Source organism: Saccharopolyspora thermophila, assembly GCF_014646075.1.
Taxonomy (GTDB): domain Bacteria; phylum Actinomycetota; class Actinomycetes; order Mycobacteriales; family Pseudonocardiaceae; genus Saccharopolyspora; species Saccharopolyspora thermophila.
Genome location: NZ_BMMT01000020.1, coordinates 75041 through 96844 on the forward strand (window position 1 = coordinate 75041; position 21804 = coordinate 96844).

The following is a 21804-nucleotide window of genomic DNA, read 5'->3' on the forward strand; positions in this document are numbered from 1 at the left end:
TCAGGAGCGGGGTGCCCGGCCGGCGCGCTACGGCTTGGCCGGGCTGATGGGCGGCACCGGCCGGCCGTACGGGTACGGCGGCTCGATGTCCTCGTCGTCGTACGCGCGCTTGATCTCCGCGCGCAACCGCCGCTGCACCGCCCACTGCCTGCCGGGCCGGACCTTCGTGGTCAGCCGCAGCGTGATGGTGTCCGCGGTGATCTGGTCCACGCCCAGCATCTCCGGTGGTTCCAGCACGTCCTTGGACAGTGGTTCCCGCGCGGCCGCGTCGGTGGCGACCTTCCCGGCCACCTCGATGGCCTTCTGCACGTCGCTGGTGTGCGAGATCGGGAAGTCCACCACGGCGACCGCGAAGCCCTGGCTGGAGTTGCCGACCCGCAGGATCTCGCCGTTGCGGACATACCACACGGTGCCGTTGATGTCGCGCAACGTGGTGACCCGCAGCCCGACCGCCTCGACGGTTCCGGTGGCCTCGCCGAGATCCACCACGTCACCGACCCCGTACTGGTCCTCGACCAGCATGAACATGCCGGACAGGAAGTCGCGCACCAGGTTCTGCGCGCCGAAGGCGACCGCGACGCCGAGCACACCGGCGGAGGCCAGCACGGGGGCGACCTGGATGCTGAGCACCTGCAGCACGTAGATGGCGGCCAGGCCGAAGATGACGAACGAGGCCAGCGACTTGAGCACCGAGCCGATGGTGCGCGCCCGCTGCAGGCGGCGTTCCGACAGCAGTTCGGCGGTCAGCGTGTCGGCGCGGCGCTCCCGCAACGGCGTCAGCAGCTTCGGGGGTTTTCCGTTGCCCTGGGTGAGGCGGTTGATCGTGCGGTGCACCAGCCAGCGCAGCAGGAACGCGACGATCACGATCAGCACGATGTTCAGCGGCTTGGCGATGAGCAGGTCGGCGTAGGAGGCCAGCCACTCGTTGCCGGTCCAGCGGAAGATCGTCTGGCACCAACCGGGTTCCTGGACGCAGTTCGGCTGGGTCACAAGCGGCAGTTCCATGGGTCGGGGTTCTCCATGCTGTCGTTCGAGCCCGCGATGGTGGGGGCGACATCACCGGGACGCGCGACCCACCAACCCGGGCTTCGTGCGCGCCCCGCCGCGCACGACCACCCGATCAGCCAACCGCCGCCGAACCGAGTCCGGGCTCAGTCCAGGGCGAGTCCGGTGGCCTCCGCGAGGAAGGCGAGCTGGTCGGTCGCCAGCCCCACAGTACGGGACACCGAGCGCGCGGCATGCCCGACCTCGGTCTCCCGACGCAGCAGTACGGGCCGTTTCGCCGGATCCGCGCTGGTGGCGTGCTGCAACGCCGCGCACATCTTGCGGGCGTGATTCGGGTCAACCCGGGTGTCGGACTCGAAGACGGTGAACAGCACCGACGGGTAGTCGGTCTGCTCGGTCACGTTGTGGTACGGCGAGTACGACAGCAGCCAGCCGAGCTCCTCCGGATCGTCCGCGGTGCCGTACTCGTCGTTCCAGGTGCGGCCGAGCAGGAACTGCTCGTAGCGCACCATGTCCAGCAGCGGAGCCGAGCACACCACCGCCCGGTACAGGTCCGGGCGCTGCGTCAGGGCCGCACCGACCAGCAGCCCGCCGTTGGAGCCGCCGGAGATCGCCAGCTGGTCCGGCGTCGTCCAGCCCTCGTCGACCAGGTGCTGCGCGGCGGCGTGGAAGTCGTCGAAGGTGTTCTGCTTGTGCTCGCGCATGCCCGCGCGGTGCCACTCCTCGCCCTCCTCGCCGCCGCCGCGCAGCGACGGCAGCGCCCACACGCCGCCGGCGGCGACCCACGCCAGCGCCGACGGGGTGTAGCCGGGCTCGCGGGACAGCGAGAACCCGCCGTAGCCGGTCATCAGCACCGGGCGCGGCTGGTCCGGTTCGGCGATCGGCGTCAGCAGGAACATCCGCACCGGCGTGCCGTCCAGCGACCGGTAGGTGACCTGCCGGGTGTGCACGGCGGGCACCTCCACGGCCCCGGGGGCGCGCTGCTCCAGCTCGGTCCGGCCGGTGGCGCGGGAGTAGGCGTGCACGCACGGCGGAGTGGCGAAGTCGGTCCAGCCGATCCACAGCCGGTCCCGGTCGCGTTCGGTCGCCGCGTCCACCACGGACAGCGCGGTGACCTGACCGGTGCCGGGGAGCGGCACCTCGGCGGTCCGGCGCCCGGTGGCCGGGTCGTGCAGCGCCAGCTCCGAGACGGCGTGCCGGGTGCGCAGCACGACCAGCTGCGGATCGCCGTCGCCGGGGTCGAACCAGCGCACCGCCTCCAGCACCGAGTCGGGTTCCTCGCCGATGAGCTCGGTCCAGTGCTCGGGCTCGGGGCGGGCCGGGTCGGCCACGCACAGCCGCCACCGCGGGGCGTCGTGGGTCGTGAGCACGTACAGCCGGCCGTCGCGCTCCACCCACGCGCCGACCCGGAAGCCGTCGGAGGTGTCCACGACCTGCCGGAGCTCGGGGACGTCACCGCTCGCGGACAGATCCGCGATCCACACCGAGTCGCGGCGCGCGGTGCCGGGGCTGCCCCCGATGACCAGCCAGCGCCCGTCCCGCGAGACGTGGGTGCCGTAGTAGTAGGTGTGGTCCAGGCCCTCGCCGTGCACCAGCAGGTCCTTATCCGGGGCGGTGCCGACGCGGTGCCGCCACACGCGGTGGTGGAACTGCTCCTCGCCGTCGGGCACCAGCTCCGGGGCCAGGCGGCGGACGTAGAAGAACTCCTCGCCGCCGGGCAGCCACGAGATGGTCGAGTACCGGCAGCGGTCGATCGGGCCCTCGACGAGTTCACCCGTGGTCACGTCCAGCACATGCAGCAGCGACTCCTCGTCACCGCCGACCGAGATCTGGTAGGCCAGCCGCTCGCCCTCCAGGCTGGGCGACCAGCGGTCCAGCGTGGTGAGCCCGGACGGGTCGAGTTCGGTGACGTCCAGCAGCACCCGCTCGGTGCCGTCCGGCTCCCGCACGTACAGCACCGGGAACTCCTGGTCGGGCTGACGGCGGGTGAAGAACGCCCGCCCGTTCCGCCAGACGGGGGCGGAGACCGACCCGGCCGACAGCAGCGACCGCATCCGCTCGGCGATCGCTTCGCGCCCGGGCAGCGTGTCCAGCCAGCTGCGGGCGAGTTCGTCCTGCGCCGCCGACCAGGCCCGCGTGCGCGGGTCGGCGGGGTCTTCCAGCCACCGGTACGGGTCGGCGACCTGGTGGCCGTGCAGGTTCTCGACGATGTCGTCGCGGTCGGCGTGGGGGTAGCTGGGGAGCGCTGCTCGAACGTCGGTCACGGTCGCGACAATACGTGCCGGAACGGGACCGGAGGTGATCGTGCGGGAACGAGCTGCGCCGAACCGGGCGCGGTTCACCCGGGATGATCATTGTTGATTCGCCCGTGCATGATCGCGGATGATGGAGGCGCGTTTCGACGCGTTCGGCGTGGCGTGGCGAATCACACGTGCGTTCGGGCAGGGTTCTGTGGTCGACTATGCCCGAAACCCGGTGGAGGTGGTCGCGTGCCTGACCGACAACCGACCCGACAACAGGCGCTGAAGGCCGCTGGCCTCGCGTCGCGGGCACCGCTGTGCCCGACGAGCCGCGCCGGCGCGTCCCCGCCGGAGGCCGATCGGCCGCCCGGCCACGCGTCGTCGTGGCGGAAGCGCAGGGTCCTGCTGCTCAACACCACGTTCGAACCGCTGACCGCACTACCCCTGCGCCGTGCAATCGTCCTGCTCGTCTGCGGCAAGGCCGAGGTGGTGCACGGCGATTCCGCGGGCATGGTGCTCCACTCCGCCAACGCCAGCGTCGAGGTGCCCTCCGTCATCCGGTTGAGCAACTTCGTGCGGGTGCCGTACCGCGGCCGGGTGCCGCTGACCCGAGCGGCTCTCATGCTGCGGGACAACTACCGGTGCGTGTACTGCGGAGCTCGCGCCGAAACAATAGATCATGTCGTTCCGCGCAGTCGCGGCGGGCCACACACGTGGGAGAACTGCGTCGCCTGCTGCACCCGGTGCAACCACCGCAAGGCGGACAAGACCCTGAGCGAGCTGGGGTGGCGTCTGCCGGTCGCGCCGCGCGCGCCGCGCGGGCGGCACTGGCGGCTGCTGGCGGGGTTGTCCGAGGCGGACCCGCAGTGGCTGCCGTACCTGGGTGAGTCCGCGGCCTGAGCGCCGGGGCGGGGACCGCAACGAGGTCGGGTCGGCTCCCGGTGCCGCACCGGTGCTCAGCTGATGCGGACGCCCCGCCGCCCGCTGATCCGCACCCCGCGGTCGCGGCCGGAGATGCGCACCCCGCAGCTGATCCGGACACCGCGGGAGATGCGGACGCCGCGGGAGATCCGTGCGCCCTGCTGCCCGCTGATCCGCACACCCCGGTCCTGGCCGGAAATGCGGACACCTCGCTCCTGCCCGCTGATGCGTACCCCGCGGTCGCGGCCGGAGATGCGCACGCCGCGGTCCGCTCCGCTGATCCGCACACCGCGCGAGGTGCGGGCGTCGTGGGAGCTGTGCACATTCTGTCGACCACTGATCCGCACACCGCGTCCGCAGCTGCTGATCCGCAACCCGTGCGCGCTGCTGATGCGCACGCCGCGTTCCCGGCCGCTGATCCGAACGCCATGTTCGAGCAGTGGCTGGTTGGTAAACGGGTGGGTGAGGGCGCTGCTCTGAGTGGCGGTTTCGATGATCGACATTGTGTGCCTCCTGCATTCAAAAGTTGCTTTGAACGCGCGTGATCAAATATGCAAGACCCATACAGGTGAAAAACTAGGATCAGGAATCGCCGGGAACAAGCCGCCAAGTCGCCGCGCAGTGCAACCGTCTGGTTGGACTCCATTCGGTCGCGTTGGTTACTCTGAACGAGTTACCTTAAGTGAGGTATAACACTCTTGACTAGTAACGCAAAGTAGTTTTGCGCGTTTCGTTATTAACTCCGACCTGGGGAAACGGCGACAAGCGACGCTCGGTAACCGACTCGTGTCACTCGGTCGTGTCGATATGGATGTCGCCGAAACCAGCCCGCGTCAGCCGCAGGTCGGTGGGGGATGAGAGCGGGTGCATCGGCTACCGTACTCGCGTGACTGTCGTGGAAGCTGTGCTCGTCCTGGCGGTGATCCCAGCGGCCATCTACGGCCTGATCGTGCTCATCACGATGTGGCCCAGGCTCACTCGCCCGCGCTACCGAGTGGGGCAGGAGTGGGACTTCCCGCCGGTGTTCTGGGTCGCCAACCCCGCTGGGGTGAACACCGCCGTGCCAGACGTCGATTCCGAGGCCGCGGCGGACAACGCCCGGCCCAGCACCGCTCGGGGAGGCGCACGTGGCAACTGGTGACATCGTGGAGCGGTCCGCCGAGGCTTCCGAACTCGGCCACGGCGAGGCGATGATGGCCACCGGACGACTGTCCGTCGCGCGGCGCGTCGAACCGGACCGGCCGCGGCTGCCGTTCAGCCCGAGCCAGCTCGCGCGCCTGGACGAGGCGCTGACCCTCTCCAGTCGCAGCACCGGTCTGGAGTTCGCCATCTACCTCGGTGACCTCGGGGAGGACACCCGCAGGCAGGCCGAGGAACTGCACGCCAGCCTCGGGGCACGCGCCGCCGAGGGTGTGCTGATTGCGGTGTCGCCGGGGCAGCGCACCTTCGAGATCGTCACCGGCGAGGAGGCGTTCCGGCGCATCCCCGACCGCAGCTGCCAGCTGGCCGCGATGAGCATGGTGGCCTCCTTCAAGGAAGGCGAGCTGATCGAGGGCCTGATCGGCGCCCTGCGGATGCTGGCCGACACCGCCGGAACCAGCTACGCGGCATCCCGCGCCGCCCACCACTGAGAGAGCTCCGCGGGTTCCCCGGACGCCTTCTGCGCTTCTGCGGAAGACGTCCGGGAGCCCGTCAGAGCAGGCCGAAGCTCTGGAAGTTCTTGAACATCTCGTAGGCCGACGACGTCGTGCCGACCGCGCCGCACTGCCGGGCCTGCTCGCCGTACCGCAGCTGGGCCTGCTCGCTGCTGTAGACGATCACCGGGGTGTCCACGCCGAGGTCGCGCAGCTCGTCCAGCAGCGCCAGCCCCGCGTCCGGCCGCCAGCGGCCGTTCTCCTTGCGGCCCATGTCCTCCACGATCAGCCGGTACGGCCGTTGCGAGAGCTCCGCCAGCGCCTGGTCGGTGGTCGTCACCGTGGTCACCCGGACCCCGTTGTTGCGCAGCTGCTCGACCAGGATCGCGTGCGTCTCCGGCTTCTCCGACACCCACAGCACGGCGAACGGCTCGGGGCCCACCGGAGCCCGCGTCGGCGGCAGCTCACCCTCCTCGGTACCGGAGATCTCGCCGTCACCGTTGCCGTTGCCGGAGATCCCCGCCTCCTCGGGCAGGGCCGGCACCGGCAGCGGCGCCGTTGGGGCCGTTAGCACCGAGCTGACCCGGTCGCGGTCCTCCAGTTGCCGGCTCAGCATGCTCAGTTGCCGCTGGAGGTCCTGGATCATCTCGGTCTGCTGGTCGTTCAGCTCGTGCAGGGTCAGTTTCTGGCCGCCGATCTCGAACTCCAGCTCCCGCCGCTCGGCGGTCTTCAGCACCCGTCCGATGGCCCGCCGGAACACGAATATCGCCATCAGGGCGATCAACGGCCACAACAACTGGGCGATCGCAGAGATCAACTCGGGCATCGCCGCTCCCACGCTGCCGACGGCTCCACCCGCAGCAGCTTACGACGCGTGCACGATCGAACACGAACCGTGCGCGGCGCAGAACGGGTGAAGGGCGCCTGTCGGCCGGGCAACTCGGTCGACGGCGCCCGTCATCCATCACCCTTCCGGGGTCAGGAGCGGTCGAACTCGCGTGCGGCGAGGGCCCGGACGATGCCCGCGCGCCCCTCCGAGACCAGGCGGCGCAGCGCCGGGGCGTGCTCCCCTGCCAACCACGTGTCCGAGGCGGCGACGGTGTCGTCGGCGACCGCCCACGACGGGAACAGGCCGATCACCGTCGGCTGCGCCCGCTCGCTGGAGCGACGCTGCCACACCTCGTCGATCTCCTCGAAGTACCGGCTCACATACGGCGCGAGCAGCCCGCGCTGGGCCGGGTGCTGGAAACCGGCGATGATCGCGTCGCTGACCGCGTTCGGCAGCTGGTCGTCGTGCACGGCGCGCTGCCACGCCTTCTCCTTGGACTCCGGCGTCGGGATCAGCGCCCGCGCCCGCTCCGCCCGTCGGCGACCGGTCGCGGTCTGGTCCTTTTCCAGCTCGGCGTCGATCTCCGCCTCACCAGCGGCGCCGTGCGCCACCAGCGCCTGCAGCAGCTGCCAGCGCAGGTCGGTGTCCACGGTCAGACCGGGCAGCGGTGCCGAGCCGTCCAGCCAGCCGCGCAGCTCCGCGAGCTGGTCGGCGGACAGCACCGAACCCGCCAGCGAGTTGACGAACGCCAGCTGGTGGTCCGAGCCCGGCTCGGCGTTGCGCGCCAGCTCGAACAGCCTGCTGCTGAACCGCCGCCAGCCCTCCGCCTGCCACGACTCGTCCACGTAGGACGCGAGCGCCGTCTGGGTCTGCAGCAGCACCCGCTGCACCACGCCGATCTGGCTCTCCGCGCCGATCCCGCGGTCGGCGGAGGCGCCCAGCACCAGGGTGACGAAGTCACGCGCCTTCAGCTCCGCCTCGCGGGTCATCTCCCACGCGGTCGACCAGCACAGTGCGCGCGGCAGCGACTCGGCGATGTCGCCGATGCGGTCGATGAGGGTGGCCAGCGAGTCGGGGTCGAAGCGCAGCGAGCAATAGGTCAGGTCGTCGTCGTTGACCAGCACCAGCTTGCCGCGGCGCACGCCGACCAGGTCGGGCACCTCGGTGCGCTCGCCGGTGACGTCGAGCTCCACGCGGTGCTTGCGCACCAGCTTGCCGTCCTCGTCGTCGTAGACGCCGATGGCCAGCCGGTGGGTGCGCAGCTCGCCCGCACCCGGCCGGGCGCCGGTCTGCACGACCGAGAAGGAGGTGAACCGGCCCTCGTCGTCGGTGCTGAACCGGGGGCGGAGCATGTTCAGGCCGGTGGTCTCCAGCCACTGCGCGCTCCACCACGACAGGTCGCGGCCCGACGCCTCCTCCAGCGCCCGCAGCAGGTCGTTGAGGGTGGCGTTGCCCCAGGCGTGCCGGTCGAAGTAGACCCGCAGCCCGGCCAGGAAGTTCTCCAGGCCCACGTAGGCCACGAGCTGCTTGAGGACCGAGGCGCCCTTGGCGTAGGTGATGCCGTCGAAGTTGACCTCCACGGCCTGCACGTCCGGGATGTCGGCGGCCACCGGGTGCGTGGAGGGCAGCTGGTCCTGTCGGTAGGCCCACGACTTCTCCACGCTGGCGAACGTCGTCCACGCGTGGTCGTACTCGGTGGCCCCGACCTGCGCGAGCACGCTGGCCCAGGTGGCGAACGACTCGTTGAGCCACAGGTCGTCCCACCAGCGCATGGTCACCAGGTCGCCGAACCACATGTGCGCCATCTCGTGCAGCACGGTCTCGCAGCGCCGCTCGTAGAGGTAGCCGGTGACCTTCGACCGGAAGACGTAGTCCTCCAGGAACGTCACGCACCCGGCGTTCTCCATCGCGCCCGCGTTGAACTCCGGCACGAAGCACTGGTCGTACTTGCCGAACGGGTAGGGCACCCCGAACGCCTTGTGGTAGAAGCGGAAGCCCTGCTTGGTCTCGGTGAACAGCCGCTCCGCGTCGAGGTGCTCGGCCAGCGAGGCCCGGCAGTAGATACCCAGCGGGATGTCGTCCTGCCCGTCCTCGCCGGGGAAGACGTCGCGCCACTCGGCGTAGGGGCCGGCCACCAGCGCGACGAGGTAGGTCGACATCGGCCGGGTGGTCGCGAACTCGTGGCGCCGGGTCCCGTCCGGGCGGTCGGTGGTCTCGGCGCTGGCGTTCGAGATCACCTTCCAGTCGGCGGGGGCGTCCACCGTGATCTGGTAGGTCGCCTTGAGGTCCGGCTGGTCGAAGCAGGCGAACATGCGCTTGGCGTCGGCGGTCTCGAACTGGCTGTAGAGGTACACGCCGCCGTCGACCGGGTCGATGAAACGGTGCAGCCCCTCACCGGTGTTGGTGTAGGCGCAGTCGGCGCGCACCACGAGCTCGTTCTCGGTGGCCAGGTTCGGCAGCCGGATGCCAGTGGACTCGTCGTAGTCGGAGACGTCGAGTTCGACGCCGTTGAGCACGGCGCTGTGCACGCGGTCGGCCACCAGGTCGATCCAGGTGTCGGCGCCCGCCTCGTTGCTGCGGAACCGCACCGTGGTGGTGGAACCGAACGTCTCCACGTCCGGCCCACCCGCGCCGGCGGAGAGGTCCAGTTCGATCACGTACGACTGGACCGACAGCAGCGCCGCGCGCTGTTCGGCCTGGTCGCGGGTGAGGTTCGGCGGGGCCACGGATCACCTCGTTGCTCTCGGGGACAGGGGACGCCGGGGCCGCGGGGGCGGCACCTGGCGGAGGCATCAAATCACGTTCGGGTACGGGCGCGCCGCCGGGCGGGGTCCGGGCTCGGCGTCGGCGTGTCGGGTGGGCGGGAAGACAACGGGCCCTACCGGGGTTGATACCCATGGTGGGGCGCGCCGGAACGCGTCCGCCACCGGACTTCGTAACACTGGAGGCTTGATGAGCACCGCTACCCGCCCTCGGGTGGACTTCTACTTTGACCCGGCCTGCCCGTTCGCCTGGGTGTCGTCGCGCTGGATCCTGGAGGTCGCCAAGCACCGCGACATCGACCTGCACTTCCGGGTCATGAGCCTGTCGGTGCTGAACGAGGGCCGTGACCTGCCGGAGGACTACCTCGAGCTGCTGGAGAAGGCGTGGGGCCCGGTGCGCGTCGCCATCGCCGCGGCCAAGCACCACGGCGAGGAGGTCCTGGAGCCGCTGTACACGGCGATGGGCACCCGGCTGCACGACCGCGGCATCAAGGACTACCAGCAGGTGATCGCCGAATCGCTGGCCGAGGTGGGCCTGCCGGCGTCGCTGGCGGAGGCGGCCGGCAGCACCGAGTACGACGAGGAGCTGCGGGCCAGCCACCACGCGGGCATGGACCCGGTCGGCGACGAGGTCGGCACGCCGACGATCCACGTCGACGGGGTGGCGTTCTTCGGCCCGGTGCTCACGCGCATCCCGCGTGGCGAGGACGCGGTGAAGATGTTCGACGGAGCGGTGGCGCTGGCCAGCTACCCGTACTTCTTCGAGCTCAAGCGCACCCGAACGGAGTCGCCGCGCTTCGACTGATCCAGGGCCGGACGGCGCCCGTCACCCAGCTGCGGGGTGGCGGGCGCCTACGATCGGTGCGTGATCCGGATTCGCGAACCGCACCCCTGGCCGTCGACGGAGCCCGAAGCCGAGGCGATCCAGGAGCAGCTGCGCTCGCTGGTGCGGACCGACACCGCTCCTGCGGAGGTGCGCACGGCGGCCGGGCTCGATGTCGACTACCGCGAGGAGTCGGACGAGCTGGTCGCGGCGGTCACGGTCCTCGACGTCGCCTCGCTGTCCGTTGTGGACACTGCGGTGGTCACCGGCAAGGCCGAATTCCCCTACGTCCCCGGCCTGTTCGCGTTCCGCGAAGCCCCACCACTGCTGCGAGCTCTGGAAAAGCTGTCCGCAGCACCGGACGTCCTCGTCTGCGACGGCCAGGGTCTGGCGCATCCCCGCCGCTTCGGCCTGGCCTGCCACCTGGGGATTCTGACGGACATCCCAAGCATCGGGGTGGGCAAGACGGCCATGGGCCGCTACGAGCCTCCGGGCGAGGAACGCGGAGCCTGGTCCCCGCTGCGCATGGACGACGACATCGTCGGACGGGCCCTGCGAACGCAGCGGGGAGTGAAGCCGGTCTTCGTCTCGGTCGGCCACCGCTACACCCTCGAAGCAGCCTGTGACCTCGTCCTCCGCCTGGCCCCCCGATACCGCCTCCCGGAGACGACGCGGACGGCGGATCACCTGGCGCGCCGCCAGACCTGACTCGCGCCGCCCGGGATCACGGTCGGCGGATGCGCCTGCGTCGCAGGAGAAGCTCAGCCCGCATCCTCCCACGTCACGTTCCCGGCCGTGTCGAAGCCGCGGCGGCGGAGGATGCGACCGCCGTCGCTGAACTCGACCTCGCGGACCAGGTTGCCGTCCGGGTCCCAGGTGCGGTGCACACCGACGGCCACGCCCTGCCGGAACTGGCCTTCCGACCGGAGGCTGCCGTCGTTGTACCACTCCTTGTCCGGGCCGTCCTGCAGGCCGTTGACGTAGGTCGTCAGCGAGACGAGGGTGCCGTCAGGCAGCCGGTCCTCGGCCTCCCCCGTGAACCGCGCCCCCTGGTAGAGAACCGGACCGTACGGCTCGCTGTCGAGCTCGTCCTCGTTCACGCGGATCAACTGGAACCCTCCGACTGTCCGGTCTGCCGCTTGGCTTCCTCGGCTCTGGCCCGCCGCTGCGCCTCCTGTTTGGCGCGTTCTTCCTGCTGTCTGTCGAACGTCTCATTGTAGTCGGGGTTGGCGATGCCGGTGTGTTTCCGGTTGGGGTTCTTCACATCCGGATCCAGGTTGTTCTTGTCGGTGTGGACACCCGCGGTGAACCCGCCGGGCCCCATCTGCGCGCCGTGCGACAGGTCGGCGGCGTCGCGGACGTTCGCGGGCAGCGAGTTCGGGCCGCTGACGATCCGCGCGCAGTTCGCGCAGCACGGTGCGACGTCGAGCGGGTCGTCCTTGAACGTGAAGCGCGCGTCGACGAACAGGTCGTCCACCACGCTCTGCAGTTCGTCCGGTTTGATCCGGATGATCTCGACCTCGCGGCCGCCGCGGGTGACGGTCTCGATGCGGTCGATGCCTTCCCCGGTCTCGCGGGCGCGCGCGGCCGCGATTTCCTCCCGTCGCTTCAGGATGCCGTCCAGCGCCTTGACCTCGCCGTGCCGGTGCGGAAGATCGCGGTGGGGGAACTCACCCGGTTCGATCTCGGACAGCGGCCGGCCGGGGTTCTCGGCCATGGTGGAGATGTGCTCGCGCAGCGCGGGATGCAGCAGGTCGTCCTCGGTGAGGGTGAACTTCCTGCCCTCGCTGTCCAGCGCGGTCGCGGGCCTGCCGTCGGCCGTCGTCGTGCTGGTCGGAACCGTGTTGCCCTGGACGCCGTTGATGCCTTCGTAGACGATGCCGTACCGGCGGTCGATCACGATGGCGTTGACCGCACCGCCCTTGGTGCCGAGCGACTTGTAGCTGTGCGGGGCCCGGTTCTCCCCGACCTCGGCGAACGGCGCCTTCTTCGGGTTCTTGACCTTGCGGTTCTCCTCGATCGCGTCCCGGATACTCTGCTGCCGGTTCTCGATCGCCTCGCGCGTGTACTGGTAAACCGGTTTGCCGTCGATCGTCTCGATGAGGCCGTCGTCGTTCCGGGTGACGCGACTCTCGTCGATGTCCTCCAGGTGGAAGCCGTGCTGCGGGTCCTTGGGGATGTACGGCCTGTGGTACGGGTCCTCGGCCCCGGCTTTCTCCTGTTCGCTGATGTCCCAACCGCTGCGGTCGCCCCGCGCTTCGGCGTCGTCGGGGGCGTGGCCCGGGTCTTCGCCGTCACGGGATGGGTGGAAGCCGTCGTTGCTGGCCGGGGTGGTGGTGCCGTCCGGGTGGTGGGTGTCCCAGCCACCGTTCGGGGGCCAGCCCGGGCGGCCGTCGGAGCCCATGTCACTGGCGAAGACGCGGCCGTTGCCGTCGGTCCAGGCCAGGCCGCGGGGCGCCGTCACCGGCACGCCCAGCTCGCGGGAGAGGTCGCGGGCCAGGCCGCTGGTGCCCGCGTCGCAGGACAACAGGCGGATCGGTTTTCCGTCCCAGGCCGGGTCGCGGCGCAGCATGTCCGCGAACTCCTGCGCGCTGAACGTGCGGTCGCCGATACGGACGCGGCCGTCGGGCAGCGCGTGCACGTCCACGGTGTGGTGCACGCCGTCGTCGGGCACCCGCTGCGCGAGCTCGCGCATGTTCGGGTCGGTGTGAAACGACGATCCGCTGGGCGTCGACCGGCGCTGCGCCTCGGCCTCGTCGATCTGGCGCTGGCGCTCCGGGGTGCCGGGGTCGGCGTCGCCGTCATGATGGTGCCGCGGGTCGGTGCCCGGGGTGTTGGGCTCGGGCCGGTGGTCGGGCCTACCGTCCGGGCTCGCGTCCTTCGGGTGTGCGGGACCGTCGGCGTCGGGCCGCGGCCCGCGGGTGTCGGCATGGCGTCCGTCCGGCGTGGCGCTGTCCGGGCGGGTGCCGTGGCGGTCCGGCGTCGGCTGACCGTTCGGGCGTTGCTCCGTACCGGGGCGCGTCGGCCCGTCCGGACGCGTCGGCCCATCAGGCCGCGCGGTGTCCGGGCGCGGCGAGCCGTTGGGGCGAGGAGTCACCCCGTCCGGGCGCTGCGGCGACGGGCCACCGGCTCGGTGCGTTCCCACCGCGTTCGGCTCGTGCGGGCGTGGCGGGGTGCCGTCCGGGATGCGCTGGTGCGGCACACCGGGTCCGTCCGGCCCGCCGCGGGGACGCAGCGGCGCATCCGACGGCGCGGGGCCGCGAGTCGCCGCGCTGGTCGGATGCTCGGAAGTGCGGGGACTGTCGGGGCGGTTCGGTCCGCCGGGGCGGTCGCCTGCGCTCGGGCGCGCATCGGGGCGACCGGGATTCGGGTGCGCACCGGTGTCGCCGCCAAGCGGGCGACCCGCGGCACCGGGTGACCCCGGGGTGCCGGTCCAGCCGCCGCTGCCCGGACGAGCTGATCCACCACCCGCGGCCGGGGGCCCTCCGGCGGCGCCGGGCGCGCCCGGCCCGGCCATCCCGCCGCCCACGGCGGCGCCACCGGCAGGAGCCGGCTGGTCGGCGCGCGGCGCATTGGCTGCGGGCATCGGACCCGCCGCACCGGGGACCCCCGATGCCGCTGGAGCGTCCACATTGGAGGCTGAGGTGCTGGCGGGGGTGCTCGTCGAGCGATCAGCGCCGAACGAGTGCGACCCGCCGCCCGAGGACGTGCCACCACCGGACGTGCCGCCACCGTGGGAGATTCCGCCGCCGGACGCCTCGGACGACTGGCCGGCGCCACCGCTCGAGTGGGTGGCGCTGCCTCCCGATGAGTCACCACCGGCCGCGTGGCTCGCGCTGCCGCTGGAGGAGGAGTGGGTTCCCCCACCCGACGACCCGGCGGAGGATCCGCCGTGGCTGGTGCTGGACGAGCCGGAACCCCCGCCGGAGGAATCGCCACCGGACGAGTGGTGCCCGCCGCCGGAGCTGTGGCTTCCGATCCCCGACGAGTCGCTGCTGGATGCGCGGCTGGTGCTACCGGAGTCGGGGTTGCTGCCACCCGATGCGTGACTCGTGCCGGCGTCCCCGCTGCCTCCGGACGAGTAGCTGCGTGCGGAAAAACCCGAGTCGGAGTGCGAACCACCGCCGCTCAAAGCGTCCGAAGAGGACGATCCGCCACCGGAAGGCGCGGCGGAGTCAGCAGAACTGGCCGACGTCGTGTCAGCACCCGACGAACCACCGGACGAACCCGAACCGCTGCCAGCGGAACCGGAGTCACCACCCGACGACGGGGAACCCGAGTCGCCGCTGGTTCCCGCCGTCCTGGTCCCGGAGCCCGAGCTCCGGGAGTCGCCGATGCCGTCGGTGTCGGGCACGTCGACGTCGCCCGCCCGACCCAGTGCCTCGCCGGCTGCGCCCATCCCGGCGCCGGTCACACCGCCGGACAACGCGCCCTTGCCGACGTCCCCCCAGTCGATCTTGCCTTCCATGATCAACTGTTCCGCGGCGCTGCCGACGGCGCCTTCGGCGGCACCCAGCACGCCTTCCTTCAGTGCTGTCTTGCCGAGCGCCTTGGCGGCGCTCTCCGCCGCCTCACCGGCGGCTTCGCCTGCGGCCTCGCCCGCCGCGCGACCGGCCGCCCCAGCGGCTCCGCCAGCGGCGTCGCCGACCGCCTCGCCGGCGCCGCGGCCCAGGCCCTTTCCGACGCCTTCGAAGACACCGCCGACGGCACCACCGATGGCGCCGCTGATCGCGGCCTCCTTGAACTTGCCGCCGTCGAAGCCATCGCGCTCACCGGAGGCGATCTGCACGCCCTGCACCGCGAACTCGATCGCGACGGAGGTGGCGATCTCGATGGCGACGTTCTTGGCGATGCTGATCACCAGCTGACGGAAGATCTGCATCACGACCGTGCGGGTCACGGCCTGCGCGGCGGCGATCCCGGCGGTCGAGGCGCCGAAGGTGACCGGCGCGGCGGCGATCATCGCGGCGATCTGGATGGCCAGCGCGACCAGCGACGCGATGATGGTCAGCTTGGTGTGCTCGACCTCCAGCGCGGCGTCGTCACAGGACTTGGCGAGCTTCTCGCACGCCTCCTTCAGTTTCGGCAGGGCGGCCTCGCCGCCGTCACCGATGTCCTGCCACAGCTTGGTGAACGCGTCGGCGGTCTTGCCCTCCATCGCGCCCTTGGCCTGTTCGGCGCCGCGGTTGGCGGCGGACCGGACGTTCTCGATGCCGTCGGCTGCGGCGCGCCACGCGTCCGCCATCCGGCGCATGCTGTCCTCGTCGCCTTCCGGCCAGGATTCGCCGACGACGATGGGCAGCAGCCACTTGACCTCGTCGGGGATTTCGATGCTCACGAAAGCTCCACTCCCTACGAGGGCATGTTCGCGCCGGACCTGCGGATGTCGGCAGCCGAGCGGGCGTCGCCGGACTCGGTGTCGTCCGCGGTGGCCCTGAGATTGTCGTCGATGTCACCGAGGGCCTTGATGACCTTCTGCAGGCTCTTCAGCACGCTGTCGCGGCCCTTGGTGTAGTCCTTGGCGAAGTTCTGCCCGGCCTCGTCGTTGCCCCAGCACTCGCCCTCGGCGTCCAGCGCGGACTTCAGCTTGGACAGCACCTGGTCCAGGTCGTCACCGGAGTCGCCGATCTTCTTGCCGCCCGAGCGGATCTCCTCGGGCTGCATCCGCATCCCGGTCATCGGCGGCCCCCTCGTCGGTTGTCGTCCCAGTCCCAGTCGTCCCACTCGTCGGCGGGCGTGGCGTCCACCCGCGAAGGCTGCTTGCGCTGCGTGGCGGGAGAGTCGGCGTTGCGCCGCTGCTCACGCTCCTGGGCGGGGTCCGGCGGCTCGACGAGCGGCCCGCTGGTCACCAGGCCCTGCAGCGACGGCAGGCCCGGCACCTCGGGAACGCCGGAGGTGTCGGCCATCGGCGCGAACCGGCTCTGCAGCTCGCGCTGCGCGGTGCCGGATGCCTCGCGGACGACGCTGGTGATGGTGCGCGCGAGCTTCTCGGGTGTGCTGCGCTCGAACGCCTTGGGGGACAGCAGCACCTCCTGCACGGTCCCGGTCGCGTCGACCCGAACGGTGACCATCCCGTCGTCGGACGACACCTCGAAGGTCCGCCGCGCGGCCTCGGCCTGCGCCTCCTGGATCTCGGCGGTGCGTCTACGCAGGTCAGAAAGCATGCTGTCGATCTGGTCCCGCAGCGCGGCATTGCGCCCAGCGAGATCCTGACGCCCCGCGTCGAAGAAGTCCCGTCCAGACATGCTCGCCTTTCACCCGTCATCACTGCACAGCCACGAAGCACGACCCGACAGCGCCGATCACCCCAGGTCACCAACCGGTGACCCGACGGGACCGCGCTCTCGGGACGGCTGTACGAGAATGACGCTCGCGTTTTTCGCCCGGTGCCATGGGGTCCCGGATTGCGTCCGAACGGAGCAATGAGCTGGGCTGTTCGGGGTCATCTGTGCGGTCGGCGGGATCACCCCGCGTCGACCACGTGGCGCCAGCGGTGCCGCCCTAGACCGCGGAGCGATGTTTCGCGGGGTGGCTGGGGTTCGTCACGGGAGCTTCCACGAAGACCAACTACGGCCGCAGGTCGTCAGCCAGTGCTTCCCGGGGAAGGTACTCCGAGTTGACCTCGATGGGTATGCCAACGTCCCGGGCGATGCAGCTCAGTGCCAGCGGTCCCAGCGCGAGGTAACCTTCGGGGTCGGCTGCCTTGTCCGCGTTCGCGCTCCAGAAGGCTTTGTGCGCTTCCAGCGCATCGGAGACAGCTGAATTGAATTCAGACGCGTCGCTGGAGCTGATCAGATAATGGAACATCCGCATCTGCGGGACGACGATGCGAAGGGTGTAATCGCGAGTCCGTGGGTCGAGTTGTTCCGGATCTGTTGCGGCGATGGCCTCGTGGAGCGCCTCTGCTGCCCCGGACTCGCGTGCGACAAACCTTCGGATTGTTTCGCACCAGGAATAGATGTACGGAGGATAAGTGGACTCTGTTCCCTGGAGCAGGCTGGGTGGTGTGGCATTGATCGCGTTGATAGCTTCGCCGTTCCGTGTGATGATGGCAAGGAAAATGGAATTCAACCAGTTTGCCGCACTTGCGTAGCGAAGCAGCTCGGCGCCGGAAAGCTCCACTGTTTGCCCTCCGATCCGACAGGGCGTTCTGCCCTCCGTGTCCTGCGCCGCGCTGAATATTGCCGCGCCTGCTTCCATTGCAAGTTGAAAGATCTGCTTGGTTTCTGGTGTACTGGCTGTCGGATCAATGGCGCATCGGCAGTGAAGAAGGCTCCGGGCCGAACTGAACAGCGTCCCGACGGCGCTGTTCGTTCTGGGAAGTGCGCCGACGTAGAGATCGATGTCCTCCGAAAAATACTCCACTTGAGCATTTGCCGCTGAGAGGTCGATCTCGTGCCTGGAAATTTCCCTGATCACTCGCCAGCGCTCCCTTGTGTGCTGCTCTGCTGGCGCCCAGCGCGATACTGACGCCCCGCGTCGCAGAAGTCCCGTCCAGGCATGCTCGCCTCCCACCCGTCATCACTGCACAGCCACGAACCACGATCCGACAGTGCCGATCACCCCAAGGAGCGACAGGCTGGGCGGTTCGGGGTCATCTGCGCGGTCGGCGAGATCACCCCGCGTCGACCACGTGGTGCCGTGCTGTCGCCCTAGACCGCGGAGCGACGGCGAACGTCGAGGATGTTTGTCCGGTTCAGGTGAAAGACCTCGAAGAGCATGTCCGCCCCCTCGCTTCGGACGAAGTCGACCTCGGGCGCGGTGATGGGCACCAGCGAGATGATCTGCAGGGTCGGCGCGGTCGCGTTCGGGAACAGGTTGAATGCCTCGTCGAACAGCGGGCTGGTGTGCGCGATGACCCCGATGATCTGCGTCTCCTCGATGATCGGCTGATCGTTCTGGAATATCGCCCCGTACTCCATGCCCCGCCTGTTCTTGATGATGAGCGAGGCGATCGAGTCGGTCAGGTACTGGGCGATGTGCTTCTGCTCGGAGCGGAGCGAGCAGACGAGCTCCTCGGGCAGCATCGAGGTGATCGACTGGAATCGAAGGCCGTTGGTGGCGACCGTGGTGATCGGCGGCTCGTCGTTCTCGTAGAACACGAGGTCGTAGCCTCGGTTTTCGCCTTGCTCCGATCTGGCCGACTCGACTCGTTGGACCGGGCCCAGGCGCCGCTCGAAGTGGTCGAGGATTTCGCGGGACGGCTGGGTGTTCGTCACGGGAGCTCCCATCGTTGCCTGGCAGTGTGCGAATCGCGGGAATTTTTGGCTGTGGGTAGAAGCGTATCAGCGTCGGGGGTCGCCGAGCTTTGGTGTTCCCTTGACGATCTCCCCTTCGTCGGTGGGGGCGAGCCTGATGGGTGTCAGCGTGTCGTTCGGGAACAGGTTTCGGTAGAGCTCCGGGTAGTGACCATATCCCGCATCGGTCGACTCGTGGCCGTGGGCTTCGTTTTCCTCCTTGAGTTCCAGGCGGTAGTGTCCCGGGTGGTCGTACATCTGCTCGTACTGGTCGATCGTCATTTCATGGTTGAGCGCGAAGTGCCGTTGGCGCCAGTACTCGTAGCCGTTTTCGTGGCCCATGTGGGAAACGCCGGGCTCCGGCAGCGTAAATTTCTCGTGCGGCGGAGCCGGGGGTTCTTCGTCCCGCAGATACCAGTCCGGGGGAGATGTTTCCACTCGCCTTTGGTCCGCGCCCTCGCCCACGATCTTGTAGAACTGCGGATTGCCGTCGGGTCCCTTGACGACGGGGATCGGCCGGTCGGACACGGCGCACCGGTACGAGCCGTCCACGTTCATCTCGGTGTTGCGGTAGACAGCGTACTTGGTGGACGCCGAAAATGCCGGACGCTTGCCCTCGTAGACGTATTCCATGAATTTGTTGTCGTCGCGGAGGTGGTCCGGCGTGTCGGGTGTCGGTTCCAGCGTTCCTTCGCGCTCAACCCAGGCTCCGTTGCCGTCGTTCGCGTTTTCGTCCCACCGCAGGGGTGGCCCGGATTCACCCGAGCGCAAGCGAGCTTCTCTCCCGCCGTCGTAGAGGTAGTACTTCTCCGGAAGGGCTTCTTGCCGCTTGTCGATCTCCTCTTCGGGAAGGCGGTTGCTGGCGTCCCGCATCTGGGCATCGTCCGGGCGTTCGCCGGGGTCTTCGCCGTTGCGGGACGGGTGGAAGCCGTCGTCGCTGGCCGGGGCTTTGGTGCCGTCGGGGCTGTGGGTTTCCCAGCCGCCGTCCGGGGGCCAGGTGGGGCCACCGTCCGGTGCTGTGCTGCTGGAGAAGACGTTGCCGCTGCCGTCCGACCAGGCTTTCCCGTTCGGCGCGGTGACGTCCACGCCCAGCTTTTTCGCCAGATCGCTGGCGAAGTCGCCGGAGTCGCAGCTGATCAGGCGAATCGGGCTCTTGCCGTCCCAGCCGGAGCGGCGGAGTACGTCGGCCAGCTCATCCGGCGAGTAGTTGCGGCCGCCGATCCTGAGTCCGTCCGGGGTGTGGTGGGCGTCAACGGTGAAGTGCTTGCCGTCGTTGGGGACTCTGCTGGCGAGATCCTGCATGTTCGGGTCGGTGTGACCCGACACGCCCGCGTCGGTCTGCTTCAGGTTGTCGACGCCGTCGTTGATCTTCTGGTCGTACTCCGGCGTGCCCGGCTCCGGCTTGTCGGCATCCGGGCCGTTGGGCTTGTCCGCACCGTCCTTCGGCGCGTCCGGCCCGGACTGCGACTCCGTTGCGTCCTTCGGCCTGTCGGGCGCGTCGTCGGCGTCCGGCCGCTTCGTCGAGTCCGGTGCCTTGTCGCCGTCCGGCGCCTTGGTGGGGTCCGTTTTCGTCGAGTCGGGCGTCTTCGCAGGATCAGGCGACTTCGGCGAACCCGGGGCGTTGCCGTCCGGACGCTGGCCAGGGCCGCTCGGGCTCGTCGGTTGGTGGTTCGGCGCGTCGGTCCGTGTGCCGGGCGTGTTCGGTGCACTGCCGTCGGGGTATCGGGGGCGCGGCACCTCCGGGCTCGGTGAACCGCCGGGACGCGCAGACGGGCCGTCAGGCGCGGCGCCAGGACGTGGCGTGGTGGGCGAACCGCCGCCCGGACGATGCGGGGCATCGGCTCCGCGCGGAGTTGTGCCGGTGGGACGCGGGCCGCTCGGGTCCGGGCCGCGTGGGGTGTCCGGTGATGACGGTGGGCGTCCGGCTGCGCCTGGGCTGCCCGGGGTTCCGGTCCAGCCGCCGGCAGCGCCTGGGCGGCCTCCGGCCGGGTGCGGGGTTGCGGCACCGCCGGGGCCGCCGACCGGGCCGCCCATCGGGCCTCCCACCGGGCCGCCGGTGGTGCTGGCCGCGGGCTGGTCGACGCGGGGAGTGCTCGGGGCCGGTGCCTGCGGGACTTGGGACGCGGGGGCGTCCACACTGGACGATGTGGTGCTGGACGGGGTGTTCTGGCTCGGTGTGGACGGCGTGTGCGACCCGCCGCCGGAGCCGCCGCTCGACGGGCTGCTTCCGCCGCCGCTCGGCGTGCTCGCGGTGTCCGGGCCGGAGGTGTGGGACCTGCCTCCGCCGCTCGGTGTTCCTCCCGAGTCCGGGCCGGAGGTGTGAGATCCGCTCCCGCTCGGGCCACCGCCAGAGGTCGAGATGTGGGAACCGCTCGGGGTGCTGCCCGAGTCCGGGGTATGCCAGCCGCCACCGTTCGGGGTGCTGGAGGGGCCGGGGCTCGGCGTGGGGCTTGGGCCGCTGGACAGGTCGCCCGAGAACGTCACGGTGCGGCCACCGTCCGGAGCGCTCGGGTGCCCGCCGGAGCTGGAGCCGCCGGGGCTCGAGGTGGTCGAGGAGCCCCCGGTCGAGCTCGGCACATCAGTGTCCGAAGTGGATCGCGGGGTCGAGTCGGGGCTGCTGGGCGAGCCTCCGTCGGAACGGGGCGACCCGGGGTTGGTGGTGCTGGTCCGGGAGTCGGTGCTGGTATCGCCGCCGGATTTGGTGCCCGACCCCGTGCTGTCGCCCGAGCCGGAGTTGTTGCCTGAGCCCGAGTTGTTACCCGGACCGGAGTTGTTACCCGAATCGGACCCGTCACTGGAACCTGAACCGGAGCCGCCGTCCGAGCCGTCACCGGAGCCGCTGCCGGACCCCGAATCGGACCCGTCACCGGATCCCGATCCCGGCCGGTCACCGGAACCGCCCGGGCCGCCGTCCGAGCCGTCTCCACCGGGGCTGCCCGGGGTTCCGCCGCCGAATTTGGCGTTGTGCTTGCCGACGATGTTGGTGCCGAAGACGTCGTCGAACTTCTTCCACGCCTTCTCGGCGACCTTGTCCGGGACGTCGCCGAGCTTCTTGATGATCTTGGCGAAGACCTCGACCATCTTGCTCAGCTTCGGCGCCACGTTCTTGATGGTCTTGGTCAGCTTCTGCACGATCTCGGTGATCTTGGAGACCGTCTTGGAGATGAACGACGTCGCCTGCGCCACGATCACCGGCGTGCCCAGGCCGAGGGTGCACAGAGCCTCGAGGGCGTAGGTGATGAGCCGGGAGATGCAGTCGGCGACCAGGTCTCGGACGAACTCGCGGACGAAGGAGACGACCTCGCCCATGATCGTCACGACGGTGCTGATGGTGTTGGCCAGCTCCGCGGCGC

17 protein-coding genes are annotated in these 21804 nt (G+C 70.0%); 5 read left to right on the forward strand and 12 right to left on the reverse strand.

Features of this window, described 5'->3' with window-relative positions; all coding sequences use genetic code 11:
- Positions 1-27: 27 nt before the first annotated feature.
- Positions 28-1005: a mechanosensitive ion channel family protein gene (locus IEY17_RS22340; RefSeq protein ID WP_188990932.1), complete on the reverse strand. Its 978-nt coding sequence runs from the start codon at positions 1003-1005 to the stop codon at positions 28-30.
- A 146-nt stretch (positions 1006-1151) separates the two neighbouring features.
- Complete coding sequence (locus tag IEY17_RS22345) at positions 1152-3269, reverse strand: prolyl oligopeptidase family serine peptidase (RefSeq protein ID WP_188990934.1); 2118 nt, start codon at positions 3267-3269, stop codon at positions 1152-1154.
- Positions 3270-3494: 225 nt separating this feature from the next.
- Between IEY17_RS22345 and IEY17_RS22350 the strand changes: the two genes are divergently transcribed.
- Positions 3495-4145 (forward strand): HNH endonuclease, encoded by a 651-nt coding sequence (locus IEY17_RS22350; protein ID WP_229680464.1) that lies wholly within the window; start codon positions 3495-3497, stop codon positions 4143-4145.
- 56 nt (positions 4146-4201) lie between these two features.
- On the opposite strand, the gene IEY17_RS22355 is transcribed toward IEY17_RS22350, so the two are convergent.
- The gene (locus IEY17_RS22355) at positions 4202-4669 is read right to left on the reverse strand and encodes a hypothetical protein (protein ID WP_188990936.1); all 468 of its coding nucleotides are present in this window, start codon (positions 4667-4669) and stop codon (positions 4202-4204) included.
- 383 nt (positions 4670-5052) lie between these two features.
- On the opposite strand from IEY17_RS22355, the gene ctaJ reads away from it, so the two are divergent.
- Both ctaJ and IEY17_RS22365 read left to right on the forward strand, forming a co-directional pair.
- A complete protein-coding gene (ctaJ, locus tag IEY17_RS22360) occupies positions 5053-5307 on the forward strand; it encodes an aa3-type cytochrome oxidase subunit CtaJ (RefSeq protein ID WP_188990938.1) in 255 nt (84 codons plus the stop codon).
- Entirely contained in the window at positions 5294-5797 is a 504-nt protein-coding gene (locus tag IEY17_RS22365; RefSeq protein WP_188990940.1) for a DUF5130 family protein, read from the forward strand. The genes ctaJ and IEY17_RS22365 overlap by 14 nt, the downstream gene beginning before the upstream one ends.
- A 61-nt stretch (positions 5798-5858) precedes the next feature.
- Here IEY17_RS22365 and IEY17_RS22370 read toward each other — a convergent pair whose 3' ends face one another.
- Entirely contained in the window at positions 5859-6626 is a 768-nt protein-coding gene (locus IEY17_RS22370) for a response regulator (RefSeq protein WP_188990942.1), read from the reverse strand.
- Between the two features lie 152 nt (positions 6627-6778).
- Complete coding sequence (gene pepN / locus IEY17_RS22375) at positions 6779-9355, reverse strand: aminopeptidase N (protein ID WP_188990945.1); 2577 nt, start codon at positions 9353-9355, stop codon at positions 6779-6781.
- 226 nt (positions 9356-9581) lie between these two features.
- Here pepN and IEY17_RS22380 point away from each other — a divergent pair, with 226 nt between their 5' ends.
- Complete coding sequence (locus tag IEY17_RS22380; RefSeq protein WP_188990947.1) at positions 9582-10196, forward strand: mycothiol-dependent nitroreductase Rv2466c family protein; 615 nt, start codon at positions 9582-9584, stop codon at positions 10194-10196.
- A 63-nt stretch (positions 10197-10259) separates the two neighbouring features.
- Positions 10260-10922 carry a deoxyribonuclease V gene (gene nfi, locus IEY17_RS22385; RefSeq protein WP_373289917.1) on the forward strand — a complete coding sequence of 221 codons (663 nt, stop codon included), beginning with the start codon at positions 10260-10262 and terminating at the stop codon, positions 10920-10922.
- Between the two features lie 53 nt (positions 10923-10975).
- Here nfi and IEY17_RS22390 read toward each other — a convergent pair whose 3' ends face one another.
- The 7 genes from IEY17_RS22390 to IEY17_RS25900 all read right to left on the reverse strand — a co-directional run.
- Positions 10976-11314: a toxin-antitoxin system YwqK family antitoxin gene (locus tag IEY17_RS22390; protein ID WP_229680466.1), complete on the reverse strand. Its 339-nt coding sequence runs from the start codon at positions 11312-11314 to the stop codon at positions 10976-10978.
- A gap of 5 nt (positions 11315-11319) precedes the next feature.
- On the reverse strand, positions 11320-15552 hold the full coding sequence (locus tag IEY17_RS22395; RefSeq protein WP_188990953.1) for a WXG100-like domain-containing protein: 4233 nt from the start codon (positions 15550-15552) through the stop codon (positions 11320-11322).
- 14 nt (positions 15553-15566) lie between these two features.
- Positions 15567-15893, reverse strand: coding sequence for a WXG100 family type VII secretion target (locus tag IEY17_RS22400; RefSeq protein WP_229680468.1), 327 nt, complete (start codon positions 15891-15893; stop codon positions 15567-15569).
- Positions 15890-16459, reverse strand: coding sequence for a YbaB/EbfC family nucleoid-associated protein (locus IEY17_RS22405; RefSeq protein ID WP_188990955.1), 570 nt, complete (start codon positions 16457-16459; stop codon positions 15890-15892). The genes IEY17_RS22400 and IEY17_RS22405 overlap by 4 nt, the downstream gene beginning before the upstream one ends.
- 322 nt (positions 16460-16781) lie before the next feature.
- The gene (locus IEY17_RS22410; RefSeq protein ID WP_188990957.1) at positions 16782-17633 is read right to left on the reverse strand and encodes an immunity 49 family protein; all 852 of its coding nucleotides are present in this window, start codon (positions 17631-17633) and stop codon (positions 16782-16784) included.
- A 233-nt stretch (positions 17634-17866) separates the two neighbouring features.
- On the reverse strand, positions 17867-18433 hold the full coding sequence (locus IEY17_RS22415) for a suppressor of fused domain protein (RefSeq protein ID WP_188990959.1): 567 nt from the start codon (positions 18431-18433) through the stop codon (positions 17867-17869).
- A 66-nt stretch (positions 18434-18499) separates the two neighbouring features.
- Positions 18500-21804: GH-E family nuclease (locus IEY17_RS25900; protein ID WP_268240384.1), on the reverse strand; the 3305-nt coding region annotated here is incomplete at its 5' end.

Bases quoted from the DNA above. Each gene is read 5' to 3' on its own strand.
- IEY17_RS22340 (WP_188990932.1), bottom strand. From the start codon at position 1,005: ATGGAACTGCCGCTTGTGACCCAGCCGAACTGCGTCCAGGAACCCGGT.
- IEY17_RS22355 (WP_188990936.1), bottom strand. From the start codon at position 4,669: ATGTCGATCATCGAAACCGCCACTCAGAGCAGCGCCCTCACCCACCCG.
- IEY17_RS22370 (WP_188990942.1), bottom strand. From the start codon at position 6,626: ATGCCCGAGTTGATCTCTGCGATCGCCCAGTTGTTGTGGCCGTTGATC.
- IEY17_RS22380 (WP_188990947.1), top strand. From the start codon at position 9,582: ATGAGCACCGCTACCCGCCCTCGGGTGGACTTCTACTTTGACCCGGCC.
- IEY17_RS22400 (WP_229680468.1), bottom strand. From the start codon at position 15,893: ATGACCGGGATGCGGATGCAGCCCGAGGAGATCCGCTCGGGCGGCAAG.
- IEY17_RS22405 (WP_188990955.1), bottom strand. From the start codon at position 16,459: ATGTCTGGACGGGACTTCTTCGACGCGGGGCGTCAGGATCTCGCTGGG.